The sequence below is a fragment of the Pedobacter sp. SYP-B3415 genome (assembly GCF_004138205.1).
Classification (GTDB): Bacteria; Bacteroidota; Bacteroidia; order Sphingobacteriales; family Sphingobacteriaceae; genus Pedobacter.
Genome location: NZ_RXNQ01000034.1, coordinates 14587 through 30330 on the forward strand (window position 1 = coordinate 14587; position 15744 = coordinate 30330).

The window sequence follows — 15744 nt, forward strand, 5'->3', positions numbered from 1 at the left end:
TCCGAATCCTTCATGATGACGCAAAGACCTCCTGACGGTGGCAGCCTGTATACTGAAACGAACATGCTGCACCTCTTCCCCGAACCCTTCAATACCATCACCAGCTGCTTTTTTCTTTGTATTGCCATTTACTGGACATTCAAACTCTGGGGAAAATTTAAAACGCACACCTACCTGAGCATCGCACTGATCCTGCTTTATATTGGCGGCATCGGCGGTACGGTCTATCATGGCCTCAGGCAGTGGAGCGTATTTATTATGATGGACTGGATGCCGATCATGCTCCTGTGCGTATCGGCGGGTGTTTACTTCCTTTCAAAGGTTGTGCGCTGGTACTTTGCTATTCTTATTGTGGCCGCCTATGTAGCTTTCCAGTTTATTTTCAGACGGTCGATGATGGCCAGCGATCCCCAGTTTTTTGTAAACCTGAATTACGCCATGATGGCCGCACTTGTCCTGTTTCCTGTTCTTGCTTACCTCATTAAAACGAACTGGAGATTTGGCAAATGGGTCGGTTTTGCACTGGTTGCGTTTGTGTTTGCCCTGACATTCCGGATTGCTGACCGCTGGGAATGGCTGACCATGGGAACACATTTTCTCTGGCATACATTCGGCGCCATTGCAGCGTTCTGTATGTTCAGGTTTATCTACCTTGTTAACGCAGGGCAGACCATAGAAAAGGAAGAACGCATTGCTGCCTGAGCGGACTATTTTCTGCGACCGAGCGCATACTCAATGCCACCCAGCAGGTGTTTCAAAAATAAGGGGTCGGTATACGATTCTTTTGTGTGACCAAGCGCTGTGGTAAAAGCCCTGCTGCCTTCGTACACGTGACACCAGGCCATCGGATGGTTCGGCCCGTTAGTTCCGCCCTTATATGACTGCTCGTCGATGGTGAGGAGGATATGCAGGTTAGGATTGATGTCTTTGAAGTTATAAAGCTCATCTCTGCGAACCCAAACCGAATCAGGTAAAAAGGCGGTGGCCGGATGTTTCTTATCCTCCACCCTGAAGCGTGCGGTCTGTACAGCCGGATGGCTTAGGAAATACGCACCTGACAGTTTCCCATACCAGGGCCAGCCGTATTCTGTGTCTGTGGCAGCATGCACACCTACATATCCCTTTTTGCTCTTGATATATTTTTCAAAAGCCCGCTGCTGTTCATCGTTTAAGATATCGCCGGTTGTATTGAGGAAAAGTACAACGGCATATTTTTTCAGGTCAGACGGATTAAAAACAGATGCATCTTCGGTAGCATCGACCAGGAAATTATTCTCTGAGCCCAGCTTTTTAATGGCTGCAATCCCATCAGGAATGGAATTATGACGAAATTTTTCGGTTTTTGAGAAAACGAGAATTTTCGGTGCACTTTTTTGCGCACAGGCAATGCCGGCAAATCCTGCAGCTAGAAACAGCAGGGAAAGCAGGGTTCTGATCTTGTTCATATCTGGTTTTTAAAAATTTCTATCCATTGCCTGCAGCGCGCTTCAATTTCAAGCATCACCGGTTCGAAAAGCGCATTGTCATACCATGGGTCGCGTACTTCGGCATCAGCCTCTAAAAAAAGCCTCACCTTTTTCCTTTCACCTTCTGTTTTCGCCAGCGCAAGCACATCTCGCAGGTTACTTCTGTCCATGACCAGAATATGATCATACATATTAAACATGCTATGGTTAAAATGGCGGGCACACTGCCTGCTGATATCATAACCATATTTCCTGGCTATAGCAATACTACGTGCATCAGGGGCCTCGCCTACATGCCAGTTTCCGGTGCCTGCAGACGCGATTTCCCAATTCAGTCCCTGTTCAAGAACCAGGTGCCGCATAATGCCTTCTGCCAGCGGCGAACGGCAAATATTGCCGAGACAAACCATTAGTATCCTCATTTGTCCTCTGCCTGATAAATATACGTTGTTTTGCGATTAAGCGCTTGTATCTGCTCATCACGTTCCAAAATCATTTTGCTGTTGTCTATCGCCCTGATTGTGTAAACCGAGGCCGATAAGGTGAGCAGGTTATCGCGTTGCTGCCATTTTGATGGACCGTTAACCATATCACACAACGGACCGTTGCTGCTCACATGGTAGGTGGAGTCTGATCCGAACATCAAAGTGAAATTATTGGCCAGACAACCAGAAGGATCAGCCTCAAACAGATTTGTGGTTTCCCGTCCATTTACGGATATCGCGGGTTCGACTGTAGCACTCTTCAGCCGCCAGGCGTGCATACGCAAAATGTTCTGCGGTTCCGGGTCGATACGTTTGCAGGCGGCGGTACCACACAGCACAGCGGCCATCAGGATGATGTAAAAACGGTTCATTGCTTATCTGATCAGGCGTAAATTTCGTTCAAAATGCGGGCCAGCCTGATGCCTCCTTTCAGCAGCTGTGTATTCAGGCTTTCAACAAAATCGAAATTGTAACGATAACTCAATTTTGCATCTGGGGCAGTCATGCTGTAGATACGGTTACAGACCTGGTATGATTCCCAGACCCAGTCCTCAAGCGCAGCTTTGCGCCAGTTAACCAGTTGAATGGCTGAAGGTGCATTGATGGCCTTTGCATATTCTGTGTAACTCAGCTGCTGATAATCGATAAGCTGCTCATCCCAGACGCGGTGCAGGTTGCTGCGCTGGCCAAACCAGGTTACATTTACTTTGTTGCCGCCCAGGTCTTCCTTGCGGGCAGTATGCATGGGTTGGTGTACATCGCCCACCAGGTGCACCAGGATACGCAGGGCAAAACGTTTCTGATCTGCGGTGCTTCGCGGATCTTTCAACTGCCTGATCATTGCCGTGATCTTATTGTAGACGTTGGCTCCTTTATCAGCCTTCAAAAAATTAAAAACGCCTTCCCTGTTCAGATCGGCCGGCAGGTTTACGTAATGCCAGTTGTTCAGATAATTAAAGCTGGTGTCTGATTTTATAAAATCTGCCCAGTTTGCACTCATGGCCAGCGATTCGTGACCCATGTAAGCGATAATGGCTTTCCGGGCTTTTGGCTGCAGGTACGTGCTGGCAATTTCGCCAACAATCCGGTGGCCAAGCATTCCCCAGGCCGAGGCGGTGAGCGGCAGGACAAACATCAGCGCAGCGACAGTCATTGCGCGCAGGCTGAACATGTGTTTTTTGATCATATACATTTGTTTTGAAAAACGTTAAAGCGGTTTAGGCACACAGGTTATTTTCTGTTTCAATGCCAGCGATGACTCCCGGTGATCGCTCAGACTTTCAAGCACAAGCAGTGTCGAAGTGGCTTTTTTAATCAGGAAATTTTCCATATACCGCCCCGTGCGGTAACAGCCGCTAACCTTTTGCTTGTAGTTGGATTTTGTAAAGGTTCCTGCCAGAAACAGCGTATCGCCCCGAACAGCATAGTTTCCTTTGGCATACTCTTGCCAGACACCTTTGTTGAAACAAGCCTCTTCGTAATAGTTTACTTTACTGTGAGTTGTAAGATCGACATAAAATGAATCGCAGGTAAATTTCAGCCGGTGTTCGGTAAAACTGTTCAGCTGCTCGCGATACGGAATGCTGTCCTGATTCCAAATTCCCTGCATCCGTGAATCACCCGGGCCCTGGATATTTTCCTGCCTGACACAACTGCCCAGCAGGAACAGGCACAGCATGCCCGCCATCACAATATTAACCTGCAGCCATTGAGCTGGTTGGATGCTGTAACGCGTCATTACTTAAGGCTGCCTACCATATCTTCAGGTCGTACCCATTTATCAAAATCTTCTGCACTCAGCAAGCCAAGTTCAACAGCAGCTTCTTTCAGGGTCTTGTTCTCCTTGTGTGCCTTCTTTGCAATTTTTGCTGCATTCTCATAACCTACGTGCGGATTGAGCGCCGTAACAAGCATCAGCGAATTTTCAAGATGTGTTTTAATCTGCGCATAATTTGGTTCGATACCCGCAGCACACTTGTCGGTGAACGATACACACGCATCGCCAATTAAACGTGCAGATTGAAGCACATTTGCCGCGATAAGCGGTTTGAAAACGTTCAGTTCAAAATGGCCGGTTGCACCGCCAACTGATACAGCAACATCGTTACCTATTACCTGTGCGCAAACCATAGTTAATGCTTCAGGCTGGGTAGGGTTAACTTTACCGGGCATGATTGATGATCCCGGCTCATTGTCAGGAATAATGATTTCACCGATTCCGCACCGTGGTCCCGAGCTAAGCATACGCACATCGTTCGCAATCTTCATTAACGCGACCGCACTTCTTTTCAGTGCACCCGAAAGTTCGACCATGGCATCATGCGCAGCAAGCGCCTCAAATTTATTTGGAGCGGTTACAAAAGGTAAACCTGTTAATTCGGCGATTTTTTTGGCAACAAGAACATCGTAACCATTTGGTGTGTTCAGACCGGTGCCAACAGCTGTTCCGCCAAGAGCAAGCTCTGCAACCATAACCAACGCATTTTTAATCGCCCTGATGCTGTTGTCGATCTGCTGTACATAACCCGAAAATTCCTGTCCGAGTGTAAGCGGTGTGGCATCCATAAAATGGGTTCTGCCGGTTTTTACGATACTGCCAAATTCTGCAGCTTTTTGCTTCAGTGCATCGCGTAGTTTTTCAAGCCCGGGTATCGTTGTTTCTACGGCAACCTTGTATGCAGCAATGTGCATAGCAGTTGGATAAGTATCATTAGATGACTGCGATTTATTCACATCATCGTTCGGATGAAGAACTTTTTTCTCATCGGCAAGATCGCCGCCGTTCAGCACGTGCGCGCGGTAAGCAATCACTTCATTCGCGTTCATGTTACTCTGGGTTCCCGAACCGGTTTGCCAGATCACCAGCGGAAACTGATCGTCAAGTTTACCTGCAACAATTTCCTCACAGGCACGCGAGATGAGTTCAGCTTTTTCAGCGCTCAGCACACCCAGTTCCTGGTTGGCCAGGGCAGCAGCCTTTTTCAAATATCCGAACGCATGGATAATCTCTTTCGGCATGGATGCTTCCGGACCGATTTTAAAGTTGTTCCGCGAACGCTCGGTTTGCGCTCCCCAATATTTGTCGGCAGGTACCTGCACCTCGCCCATGGTATCGTGTTCGGTTCTGAAACTCATAAGATTTACATTTTAGCCGCAAATTTAGGCTTTTTGGTTTTGAATGGCTGGGATAAACGTAAGATTTTGAATAGGAAAGCATCGGCACGCGGCAATGTTCAAAACTCTTTTGCGTTTAAACATGCGGGATTGTTTATTTTTCCGCTTTTTAACGATACACACCGAATGACCGTCAGAAATATTTTGCTTGCCGCAGCAATGTCGGCATCAATTTTTACAGCCTGTTCATCAGACCCCGAACAAAAAGAAAAGGACGCGCGCATCAGAACCAAAGAGGACGATAAAACCGATAGCTTGCTCCTTGTTTACAATCCGAAAAAAGAAGACAAGTGGATTGCAGACTTTGTACAGCGCCTGCATAAACGCTCCGGATTTAACGGAAACGTTCTTGTAGCAAAAAAAGGTAAGATCATTTTTGAGAAGGCCATTGGCTGGGCAGATTACCTGCATCGCGACAGCCTAAAAATCAACTCGGAATTCGAACTGGCCTCGGTGACCAAAACATTTACCGGCGTAGCCATTATGCAGCTTGTTGAAGCGGGCAAACTCTCGCTGAATGACAATGTCAAAAAATTTTATCCCGATTTTCCCTGGGATGGCATCACTGTCAGGCTGTTGCTCACACACCGCAGCGGTATGATGAACTATGTTTATTTCGCTGACAAAAAGGAAATCTGGCCGGATAAGAAAAAACCGATGAGCAACCAGGATGTAATGAAACTTCTTGCTGTTCACAAACCACAGCGTTATGCTGCGCCTGATACGCGCTTCCATTACAACAATTCGAACTACATGGTGCTAGGCGCCATCATTGAGAAGGTAACCGGAAAGACCTATGCCGAGTACATGATGGAGAACGTTTTTAAACCGGCAGGCATGAAAAATACACATGTTTATTCAACTACCGTGTATCCAAAAATTCCTGTCGATGTGGTTGGCCACGACCGTACATGGCGGTATTCAGTCGTGCAGAACTTTCTTGATGGTCCGGTTGGTGATAAAGGAATTTACAGCACCATACACGATCTCGTCTTGTACGACCATGCCCTGAAAAAAGGCAGATTACTTAGCAAAAAGAGTCTGGACTCCGCTTACCTCGGCAGAAACAAGCCTGTTAACGGCCATTTCAACTATGGTTATGGCTGGCGCATGTTTGACGGCGAGAAAATGGATAAAGTTGTCTACCATACCGGCTGGTGGCATGGTTTCAGACACATTTATGTGCGCGACCTGACGCAGGACCTGGTTGTGATCTTCCTGGGCAACCTGACAAACGGAAGTTTGCTGCACCTGGATGACCTGTACCGCTATCTGAAGATGCCGATCATCAGAAAAGGTGCATACCACGGCAACGGCAGCCAGCCGGGAAGCGATGAAGACTAGCCGTCGGCTATTTTCAGCTTATTGAAACAATTTACCATGTAAACATTTTATACTTACAACAAACTCAGAATAACATGTTCGATAAAATCATGGCTGCCCAGCAGAAGGCAGAAGAAATAAAAAAAAGACTGGACACGGTTTCGGTGTATGGCGAGGTGGAAGGTGGCGCTATCCGCGTTACCGCTACAGCAAACAAAGCGATTACTGCAATTGAACTGAAAGACGACTTCCTGGCCAGTGCCGATCGTGAAGAGCTTGAAGAACTGTTGGTAACCGCCGTAAACCGTGCTTTGCAGCAGGCCGACCAGGTTAGTGCAAACGAAATGCAGGCCGCAACAAAAGATATGCTTGGCGGACTGGGCGGAATGTTCGGACAATAACCAGAAACCATGAAATATACGTACTACGGCCAGTCCTGCTTCCTGCTGGAAGCTGACGGCAAAAAGCTGCTTTTTGATCCTTTCATTACGCCAAATGAACTTGCAGCGCATGTTGATACAGATAGCATAGAAGCTGATTTTATTTTAATCAGCCATGGCCACGATGACCATGTTGCTGATCTCATTACGCTCGCAGAGCAAACCGGGGCAAAAGTTATCGCCATGGTCGAGGTGGCAGCCTGGGCCAGCAGTCAGGGCCTGAGCAATGTTGCCGGTGTCAACTTCGGCGTGCAGCATTTTGATTTCGGCAAACTAAGAACTGTGCATGCCCTGCATTCAAGTTCAAATCCTGACGGAAGTTATGGCGGCAATCCGGCGGGCTTCGTCCTTGAGCTCGAAGGCAAGCAGATCTACTATGCCGGCGATACGGCCCTCACCCTGGAAATGAAATTGCTCGCCGATCTGTACAACCTTGATTACGCTATTTTGCCTATCGGCGGACATTATACCATGGATGTTGATGACGCCCTCCTCGCTTCAAAATTTGTTGGCTGCGAGCGTGTGATTGGCGTACATTATAACACCTTTCCGCCAATCCGCATCAATGAGGAAGATGCGCAGGCGAAATTCAGCCGGGAAGGCAAGACGCTCCTGCTGCCGGCTATCAACGAAACAATCAACCTTTTATAAGAGAAAAGCGGAGCACAACAGGCTCCGCTTTTTTATGCGTCTAATGGGCTTCGAGCCAGTTGAAGCCTTCACCGATCTCAACCACAATCGGCACCGACATCGGGATAGCGTTGCGCATGCCCTCTTCAATAAGCTGCTTCATTGTTTCCTTTTCTTGCTGAAGCACATCAAAAACCAGCTCATCATGCACCTGCATGGTCATAGCTGATCGTAATCCCTGCTTCTTCATTTCCCGGTGAATGTTGATCATGGCAATTTTGATCATATCTGCCGCAGAACCCTGTATCGGTGCGTTTATGGCATTTCGCTCTGCAAAGCCGCGCACGGTCATGTTGGCCGAGTTGATATCGCGCAGGTATCTTCGCCTTCCCATAATGGTCTTGACGAAACCATGTTCACGGGCAAAATTCATCGTATCGCTCATGTATTTTTTTATGCCCGGGTATTGGTTAAAGTACTGCTCAATAATTTCTGCAGCTTCCTTTCTGGGTATACCGAGGCTTTGCGACAAACCGAAGGCAGACTGTCCGTAGATAATGCCAAAATTTACTGCTTTGGCGTTTCTGCGTTGTGTGCCGTCAACATCTGCAATATCTACCCCATACACCCGGGCTGCCGTAGCGGTATGAATGTCAAGCCCTTTGCTGAAAGCATCCAGCATATTTTCTTCTTTTGCAATGTCTGCAATGATGCGGAGTTCGATTTGTGAATAATCTGCAGAAAGCAGGATATGCTCCTCGTCGCGCGCAATGAAAGCGCGTCTTACTTCCCTGCCGCGGTCTGTGCGGATCGGGATGTTCTGAAGGTTCGGATTATTTGAACTTAGCCTTCCCGTAGCGGCCACGGCCTGGTTAAATGATGTATGCACCCGTCCGGTTTTCGGGTTAACCAGCAGCGGAAGCGCATCCACGTAGGTCGACTTCAACTTCTGCAGCTGCCGGAAGTCTACAATATCCTGAACGATATCACTTTTACTTGCCAGCGCCATCAGCACGTCTTCGCCGGTCTGGTACTGGCCGGTTTTGGTTTTTTTTGCCTTCGGATCGAGCTGTAATTTATCAAACAAAACCTCTCCAAGCTGCTTTGGCGATGCAATGTTAAATTTCAGTCCGGCCTTTTCATAAACGGTCTGTTCATATTTACGAATGTCGCTTTCCAGTTGTGCAGAATATTCGCGCAAGTTATCCGTATCTATACGTACACCTTCCTTTTCCATATCGGCCAGCACGTATACCAGGGGGAATTCAACGTCCTGGGCCAGCTTATCAACGCGCCGCTCTTTCAGCAGAGGTTGAAAGACCTGGGAAAGCTGCAATGTTACATCGGCATCTTCGGCCGCATAATCGGTTACGCGCTCAGGCGCTACTTCGCGCATCGTGCCCTGCCCTTTGCCCTTAGGGCCGATCAGACTGGTAATAGATATAGGTGTATAACCGAGATAATTCTCAGAAAGCACGTCCATATTGTGCCGCGTATCAGGGTCTATCAGGTAATGTGCCAGCATGGTATCAACCAGCTCGCCCTGCACGTTTACCCCGTACCACTTCAGCATCAGGATGTCGTATTTTGTATTCTGGCCAATCTTGATAATTGCGGGATTTTCCAGAACGGGCTTAAATTCATCAATGATTGCCTGCGCCTGATCACGTTCGGCAGGCACCGGCACATAAAATCCCGTACCAGGCTCAATGGAAAAGGAAAGACCGACAAGTTCGGCCTCGTTGGCGTCGGTCCCTGTCGTCTCCGTATCGAAAGAAATACTTTGCTGTGCCGAAAGCTGATCAATCAGCTCCTTGCGCCCTTCGGGTGTATCGACCAGCCGGTAATCGTGTGGCGTATTGTCGATGGTATTTGCCGGGGTAAGCGGCTCAAATATCTCGGGGGCAGCGCTGGTTGTTACCTGGACCCTCACCTCCTCAACCTGGTTACCAAACAGATCGGTCTGCCGATTAACAGAAATTTTCCCGTCTGTGATGCTGAATTCGTCGCCGAATACACGCCGGCCGATCGTGCGAAACTCAAGTTCGGCAAAGAGCGGCTCAAGCATCTCACGGCTCGGTGCCGTTACTTTGAGGGCTTCTTCATCAAGTTCGACCGGTGCATTCAGGAGAATGGTGGCCAGTTTTTTTGAAATAAGCCCCTGTTCGGCATAAGTTTCTACGTTCTCCCGTTGCTTACCCTTCAGCTGATGCGAATTGGCAATAATATTCTCCATCGACCCATACTGTTTGATCAATGCTTTTGCGGTTTTTTCGCCGATACCGGGAATGCCGGGAATATTGTCTACCGCATCGCCCCACAAACCAAGGATATCGATCACCTGGTGCACATGCTCAATCTCCCACTTGGCAAGCACCTCTTTCACACCAAGAATCTCCATATCATTGCCCATCCGGGCAGGCTTATAGATAAAAATATTTTCAGAAACCAATTGAGCAAAGTCCTTATCGGGTGTCATGCAGTAAACCGTATAACCCTTGTCTTCGGCTTTTTTTGCAAGCGTCCCGATAATATCATCGGCCTCGTAACCATCAGAGGTAATTACAGGAATGTTAAAGCCGGTTATAAGCTGAAACACATATGGCAGCGCTTTCGCAAGATCTTCAGGCATAGCCTCGCGGTGTGCTTTATAAGCTTCGAATTCGGTATGCCGTTCAGTTGGTGCATCGGTATCAAACACAACAGCCAGGTGAGTGGGCTGCTCTTTCTTGAGCACCTCAAGCAGGGTATTTGTAAATCCCATCACTGCCGATGTATTGATGCCGGTAGATGTGAACCTTGGGCTTTTGCTTAGTGCGAAATGCGCCCTGTAAATGAGTGCCATCCCATCCAGAAGGAAGAGTTTTTTGTTCATAAACCAAAGTTAACAATCCCCTTTAAATAGCATGGCGCAGCCTCTTAATTTTGCATGAATAAATATTTTGTCGCAACTTGCCGGTCTAAAAAGAGCACATGAACAGGGTCATTCTCAGCATCATATTTTTTCTGTTTTCTGGCACACTGCTCCACGGCCAGGATATCATAACCCGGCGAAACGGCGATTATCTGCGTGGTATCATCAAGGCTTGCGATGCCTATAACGTAGTCATTGAAGACGAAAGAGGCGGCGAAAAGATATTCAAAATCAAAGATGTCAGGGATTTTTTCTGGAATGGAGACACCTATATCGTGAAGACCTTTTTTGATGCAAAGAAACCCGAAGAACGTTTTGCTAAAGTACTTGAATCGGGTGCTGTAAACCTTTACGCCGTTGGCGGAAGCCCGACCGCTCAGCCTTCCCAGCGCAGTACGGTCAGGGCACGGCCCAATATAGGTGTCGGGATGGGAACCGGCGGCCTGGGAGGCGGCATTGGCGGCAGTATTTCATTCGGCGGCGGCAGAGGTTCTGCCGACGACCGGCCCCAGCCTGCACCCAAAACCTGGTATTATGTCGAGAAGCCCGGCAAAAACGGTGTTCAGTCTATCCCGTTTGCGATTGTAACCCCCGATGCCTACAAACGCGCTGTTAAAGACATCCTGCTGCTAAATCTGGGCGATGACCCGGAAATTGCAGCTCAAATTAACACTTCTGAAGCCTTTGACCGGAAAGACGTGCTCGCGCTGATCAAAGCGTACAATACAAAGCACCCGTCAAAACAGCCCTAGAGATAAACTGACATCTGCCTATCTGCTGATACAGTCAACCAGATGGTCATTTACCATACCGGTCGCCTGCATATGCGCATAGCAAATTGTCGTTCCGAAGAATTTAAAACCACGTTTCTTCATGTCCTTGCTGATCTGATCAGACAGCGCGGTCCGTGCCGGCACATCACCCATACTTCGTACGTTGTTTAATATGGGTTTCCCGTCAGGCAAAAATCCCCAGATGTATGCAGAAAAGCTGCCAAATTCTTTTTGAATCCCGATAAAAAGCTGGGCGTTCCGGATTGCCCCGCTAATCTTAAGTTTATTGCGGATGATGCCGGTGTCCTGCATAAGCCGGGATACATCTTCTTCGTTGAAAGACGCAACTTTAGCAACATCAAAATCTGCAAAAGCCCTGCGGTAGTGCTCACGCCTCCGTAAAATGGTTATCCAGCTCAGACCAGCCTGCGCCCCTTCAAGGATCAGAAATTCGAAAAGGGTCTTGTCATCATAAACGGGCTTTCCCCACTCCTCGTCGTGATATTTGATGTAAAGCGGGTCTGTTCCGCACCAGGCACATCGTTTCGGGTTTGTTTGCATCGGGATGATTATGTGGTTATGCTTCTTGTTCGGTCAGCTCTTCCCAGAATTCGAGCGCCCGGCGGTAATGCGGGATCACGATTGAACCGCCCACAAGGTTGGCTATCATAAAGATTTCGTTCATTTCATCTGTGTTCACGCCTTCCTCATAACATTTTTGCAGGTGATATTTGATGCAATCATCGCAGCGCAGCACCATTGAAGCGACCAGGCCAAGCATTTCTTTTGTTTTAACATCCAGTGCTCCTGCGGCGTAACTCGTTGTATCGAGAGCAAAGAAGCGCTTGATGTTTGTGTTTGCCGTTTCCATAACGCGCTCGTTCATGCGGCTGCGGTAACTGTTAAAGTCGTCCTGTAATTTTCCCATATGTGTTAAAGTTCTTCCCGGGGATCCCAGTGAATGTTTCTAAAATCTACCACTTTGTTATCTTTTACCTGAACCCCTTCGGCAGCCAGTCGTTCTTCCATCGCCTCCGGCGGATCAAAATGAAACTTACCGGTCAGAAGTCCGCTGCTGTTTACCACGCGATGTGCCGGGACCGCCGGATAAGCCGTGCCGGCGTGGCGCATGGCGTAACCAACCATGCGGGCTGTTCCACCTGCACCGATGCTTTTAGCTATGGCGCCGTAAGAGCTAACGCGTCCGGCCGGGATCAGGCGCACCAGCTCATAAACCATTTCGTAAAAATTAGTTTCCATAGCAACGCTGCAGGGTCCGCCTCAGGCGAAAGCAAACTCAATATAGTTGATATTCTTGTCGCTTTTCAGATAAATCTTTTCATAATGCGTTTTGATAGACAGGACTTCATCAACAAACTCAGACGCATATAATGCATCCGTTTTGCGCTTGCACACCAGCCCCAGTTCATCGACCTTTGCGCAGGTATACGCATATAAACCGTCATTGTCTGTTTTAAGATGCACACTGCCGCCATCTGCTAGAATTTCCTTGTACCGGTTTAAAAATGCCGGAAAAGTGAGCCGCTTTTTCTCGCGCTTATCCTGCGGCTGCGGATCGGGGAAAGTAATCCAGATCTCTGCAATCTCGCCTTTCGCAAAATAGTCAAGAATGTGGTCAATCTGGATACGCAAAAATGCAACGTTACTTATGCCTTCTTCCAATCCTGTCTTTGCGCCACGCCAGATGCGGTTCCCTTTGTAGTCTATACCGATAAAATTTTTGTCAGGAAACATGCGCGCAAGGTTTACTGAATATTCACCCTTGCCGCAGGCCAGCTCCAGTACTACCGGATTACTATTTTTGAAATGCTGTTCGGCCCACTTTCCCTTTAGCGGTTTTGCCTGATCCAGCTGGTACACATTCGCAAACGTTTCTATCTCCGCGAATCTTCTTAATTTGTCTTTGCCCACTGATTTTTTTGTAAAACGCACAAAAATACAATTTATCCCGTGTGGGTGTGGTTAAAAAAAGCCGGACCAATGTCCCGCTCATTAAAATCCCTGACATGTTCACCAACGCACTGATAAATACCTATTTCGGGGTATCGGGTTAAATCATTTTTGACTATTTTTGCGCTGAATTTAAGAAACAGACTTTGGAACAGAACGCAAAAATATTTATCGCCGGACACCGCGGAATGGTTGGCTCAGCGATATACCGTAAACTTGAAAAAGAAGGCTTTACAAACCTGATCGTACGTACATCGGCTGAGCTGGACTTACGCAGCCAGACCGCGGTTGCAGCCTTCTTTGAAGCTGAAAAACCGGACTATGTATTTCTTGCGGCAGCAAAAGTTGGCGGTATCGTAGCCAATAATACCTACCGTGCCGACTTCCTGTATGAAAACCTGGCTATTCAGAACAACGTCATACACCAGTCTTATCTGAATGGCGTAAAAAAACTGATGTTCCTGGGTTCCAGCTGCATCTATCCGAAACTTGCGCCTCAACCCCTGAAAGAAGAGTACCTTTTGACAGGCCTGCTGGAAAACACCAACGAACCGTATGCGATTGCGAAGATTGCCGGTATTAAAATGTGCGATGCGTACCGCGATCAGTATGGCTGCAATTTCATCTCAGTTATGCCGACTAACCTGTACGGCTATAACGACAATTACCATCCTAAAAATTCGCACGTACTGCCTGCGCTCATCAGAAAATTCCACGAAGCCAAAAATAACGGGGATAAAACCGTTACCATCTGGGGAACAGGATCGCCGAAAAGAGAGTTCCTTTTTGCAGACGATCTTGCCGATGCCTGTTTTTACCTGATGCAAACCTACAACGAGCCAAACCTGATCAATATTGGAACCGGTGAGGACCTCAGCATCAAGGAGCTTGCCCTGCTTATTAAAGACATCATAGGCTTTGAAGGCGAACTGGTATTTGATGAAACCAAGCCCGATGGCACCCCACGCAAACTCATGGATGTTTCAAAACTCCATGCACAAGGCTGGAAACACCAGGTTGAACTGCCTGAAGGAATAAAACTTGCCTACGAAGATTTCCTCAGCAAAAACGGTTCACAATTTTAAAAGAAATTTAGCTATAGAGCCCGAACAACGTTCCGGGCTTTTTTTTTCGGCAATTACAGATAAAGTTTTTATTTATACATTTGTTTATAACAAATAGACAACTGCTATATGACACTTGTTCAGCTTGAATATGCCGTTGCAGTAGATACCTACCGGAGTTTTGTTACCGCCGCAGAAAAATGTTTTGTTACCCAGCCAACGCTGAGTATGCAGGTGCAAAAACTGGAAGAACTGCTCAATGTTAAGATTTTTGACCGCAGTAAGCAACCGGTAACGCCCACAGAAATTGGCATTCAGATTCTTGAACAGGCGCGTATTGTACTGCAGGAAAGCGGAAAAATTAAGGAGCTGATCAGCAGCCAGCAGCAGGAGATCAGCGGTGAACTGAGGCTGGGGGTAATCCCAACCGTGGCTCCATACCTGCTGCCCGGCGTTATATCTGCAATGATGAAAAATTTTCCGGGTCTTAAACTGCTTATCTGGGAGTATACGACTGAGGATATTGTGCATCATCTGAAAACCGGCGTGCTTGATTGTGGTATACTGGCTACCCCGCTAACTGATCCAAATATTCTTGAGTACCCGGTGTTTTATGAAAACTTTGTGAGTTATATCAGCAAGAACAGTAAATTGTTCAAGAAGAAAACACTTGATCCGGATGATCTTCAGCAGGAAAATGTCTGGCTTTTAAACGAAGGGCATTGCATGCGTGAGCAGGTGCTGAACATTTGCCGTACTACAAAAAACAACAGGCTGCAGGGCCTTGAGTATAACACGGGAAGTGTAGAGACATTAATCAGAATGGTAGACCTTAATGATGGTGCGACGTTGCTTCCTGAACTGGCTCTGGCTGAGCTGAACAGCAAACAGCTGAATAAGATCAGGCATTTCAAAACGCCTGAACCGGTGAGGGAAATCAGCCTGGTGACCCACAAAAATTTCATCAAGAAAAGAATGCTTCAGGCGCTTAAAGATGAGATCACAAATGCGATCCCGAAAGAGATGAAGACCAAAAAGAAGAAGGAAGTAATTGCTATCTAGGCGGCTACTGAAGTTTTAATGCTTCAACGCCATCAACAACCTCGTCATCCTCATTATTTTTTTTGCCTTTTTTCTTCTTTTTTTCCGGGCCGCTTCTTTTTTCAAGTACCCAGGCATCATATTCTTTTTGCTGCTCGGGCTTTAACACGGCCTTGATGTTGCGGCTGGCGTCTTCCTGAATTTTGTAATACCTGTCCATCAGCATTTCGCGGGTAGCACCGCTTTGCTGCATTTTCATAAGCCCTTGTTCGTCTTTCGCCTGACTAAGCACATAGGTAGAAATGACGGTTTTTTGCGTCGGGTTTAACTTCAGCTTTTTCTCCAGCTCGTCCAGGTTCTTCTTTGCAATCTCTTCGGCCGTAGGCATCTTGGGTTGCTGTTGCGCATAGGCACCGCTAGCAATGGCGATGAACAGCAGAAACAGAATTAAGATCTTCTTCAT

The 15744-nt window shown here is 47.5% G+C and carries 19 protein-coding genes; 7 read left to right on the forward strand and 12 right to left on the reverse strand.

What is annotated here, in order from left to right; translation table 11 throughout:
* The first annotated feature begins 12 nt into the window (after positions 1-12).
* Positions 13-702, forward strand: coding sequence for a hypothetical protein (locus tag EJV45_RS14920; RefSeq protein WP_129716782.1), 690 nt, complete (start codon positions 13-15; stop codon positions 700-702).
* Between the two features lie 5 nt (positions 703-707).
* Here the strand turns inward: EJV45_RS14920 and EJV45_RS14925 are convergent, their stop codons facing one another.
* From EJV45_RS14925 to fumC, 6 genes are read right to left on the reverse strand one after another with little or no spacing between them, the layout of a single operon-like run.
* The gene (locus tag EJV45_RS14925; protein WP_370291459.1) at positions 708-1388 is read right to left on the reverse strand and encodes a ThuA domain-containing protein; all 681 of its coding nucleotides are present in this window, start codon (positions 1386-1388) and stop codon (positions 708-710) included.
* Between the two features lie 53 nt (positions 1389-1441).
* Complete coding sequence (locus EJV45_RS14930; protein WP_129716786.1) at positions 1442-1888, reverse strand: low molecular weight protein-tyrosine-phosphatase; 447 nt, start codon at positions 1886-1888, stop codon at positions 1442-1444.
* Positions 1885-2322, reverse strand: a complete 438-nt coding sequence (locus EJV45_RS14935) for a hypothetical protein (protein WP_129716788.1) — start codon at positions 2320-2322, stop codon at positions 1885-1887. Before EJV45_RS14935 ends, EJV45_RS14930 begins: the two co-directional genes overlap by 4 nt.
* Positions 2323-2333: 11 nt before the next feature.
* A complete protein-coding gene (locus EJV45_RS14940) occupies positions 2334-3137 on the reverse strand; it encodes a S1/P1 nuclease (protein WP_240755297.1) in 804 nt (267 codons plus the stop codon).
* A 21-nt stretch (positions 3138-3158) separates the two neighbouring features.
* Positions 3159-3689, reverse strand: a complete 531-nt coding sequence (locus tag EJV45_RS14945) for a fumarate hydratase (RefSeq protein WP_240755298.1) — start codon at positions 3687-3689, stop codon at positions 3159-3161.
* Positions 3689-5086: a class II fumarate hydratase gene (gene fumC / locus EJV45_RS14950; protein ID WP_129716791.1), complete on the reverse strand. Its 1398-nt coding sequence runs from the start codon at positions 5084-5086 to the stop codon at positions 3689-3691. Before fumC ends, EJV45_RS14945 begins: the two co-directional genes overlap by 1 nt.
* A 165-nt stretch (positions 5087-5251) precedes the next feature.
* Between fumC and EJV45_RS14955 the strand changes: the two genes are divergently transcribed.
* The 3 genes from EJV45_RS14955 to EJV45_RS14965 all read left to right on the forward strand — a co-directional run bounded on the left by EJV45_RS14955 (position 5252) and on the right by EJV45_RS14965 (position 7539).
* The gene (locus tag EJV45_RS14955) at positions 5252-6469 is read left to right on the forward strand and encodes a serine hydrolase (protein WP_129717279.1); all 1218 of its coding nucleotides are present in this window, start codon (positions 5252-5254) and stop codon (positions 6467-6469) included.
* 74 nt (positions 6470-6543) lie between these two features.
* A complete protein-coding gene (locus EJV45_RS14960) occupies positions 6544-6849 on the forward strand; it encodes a YbaB/EbfC family nucleoid-associated protein (RefSeq protein ID WP_129716793.1) in 306 nt (101 codons plus the stop codon).
* A 9-nt stretch (positions 6850-6858) separates the two neighbouring features.
* Entirely contained in the window at positions 6859-7539 is a 681-nt protein-coding gene (locus EJV45_RS14965; RefSeq protein WP_129716795.1) for a metal-dependent hydrolase, read from the forward strand.
* 40 nt (positions 7540-7579) lie between these two features.
* On the opposite strand, the gene polA is transcribed toward EJV45_RS14965, so the two are convergent.
* A complete protein-coding gene (gene polA / locus EJV45_RS14970) occupies positions 7580-10393 on the reverse strand; it encodes a DNA polymerase I (RefSeq protein ID WP_129716797.1) in 2814 nt (937 codons plus the stop codon).
* A 98-nt stretch (positions 10394-10491) separates the two neighbouring features.
* Between polA and EJV45_RS14975 the strand changes: the two genes are divergently transcribed.
* Positions 10492-11184, forward strand: coding sequence for a hypothetical protein (locus EJV45_RS14975; protein ID WP_129716800.1), 693 nt, complete (start codon positions 10492-10494; stop codon positions 11182-11184).
* Positions 11185-11202: 18 nt separating this feature from the next.
* On the opposite strand, the gene EJV45_RS14980 is transcribed toward EJV45_RS14975, so the two are convergent.
* The 4 genes from EJV45_RS14980 to trmB are packed head-to-tail and all read right to left on the reverse strand — an operon-like array spanning position 11203 to position 13137.
* Positions 11203-11766 carry a DNA-3-methyladenine glycosylase I gene (locus EJV45_RS14980; RefSeq protein ID WP_129716802.1) on the reverse strand — a complete coding sequence of 188 codons (564 nt, stop codon included), beginning with the start codon at positions 11764-11766 and terminating at the stop codon, positions 11203-11205.
* Between the two features lie 16 nt (positions 11767-11782).
* Complete coding sequence (locus EJV45_RS14985) at positions 11783-12133, reverse strand: carboxymuconolactone decarboxylase family protein (RefSeq protein WP_129716804.1); 351 nt, start codon at positions 12131-12133, stop codon at positions 11783-11785.
* Positions 12134-12138: 5 nt separating this feature from the next.
* Positions 12139-12465, reverse strand: a complete 327-nt coding sequence (locus EJV45_RS14990; RefSeq protein ID WP_129716806.1) for an MGMT family protein — start codon at positions 12463-12465, stop codon at positions 12139-12141.
* Positions 12466-12486: 21 nt separating this feature from the next.
* Positions 12487-13137, reverse strand: a complete 651-nt coding sequence (trmB, locus tag EJV45_RS14995; protein ID WP_129717281.1) for a tRNA (guanosine(46)-N7)-methyltransferase TrmB — start codon at positions 13135-13137, stop codon at positions 12487-12489.
* Between the two features lie 185 nt (positions 13138-13322).
* On the opposite strand from trmB, the gene EJV45_RS15000 reads away from it, so the two are divergent.
* Positions 13323-14261, forward strand: coding sequence for a GDP-L-fucose synthase (locus EJV45_RS15000; RefSeq protein WP_129716808.1), 939 nt, complete (start codon positions 13323-13325; stop codon positions 14259-14261).
* Positions 14262-14369: 108 nt separating this feature from the next.
* Positions 14370-15302 (forward strand): hydrogen peroxide-inducible genes activator, encoded by a 933-nt coding sequence (locus EJV45_RS15005; RefSeq protein WP_129716810.1) that lies wholly within the window; start codon positions 14370-14372, stop codon positions 15300-15302.
* A 4-nt stretch (positions 15303-15306) separates the two neighbouring features.
* Here EJV45_RS15005 and EJV45_RS15010 read toward each other — a convergent pair whose 3' ends face one another.
* The gene (locus tag EJV45_RS15010) at positions 15307-15744 is read right to left on the reverse strand and encodes a hypothetical protein (RefSeq protein WP_129716812.1); all 438 of its coding nucleotides are present in this window, start codon (positions 15742-15744) and stop codon (positions 15307-15309) included.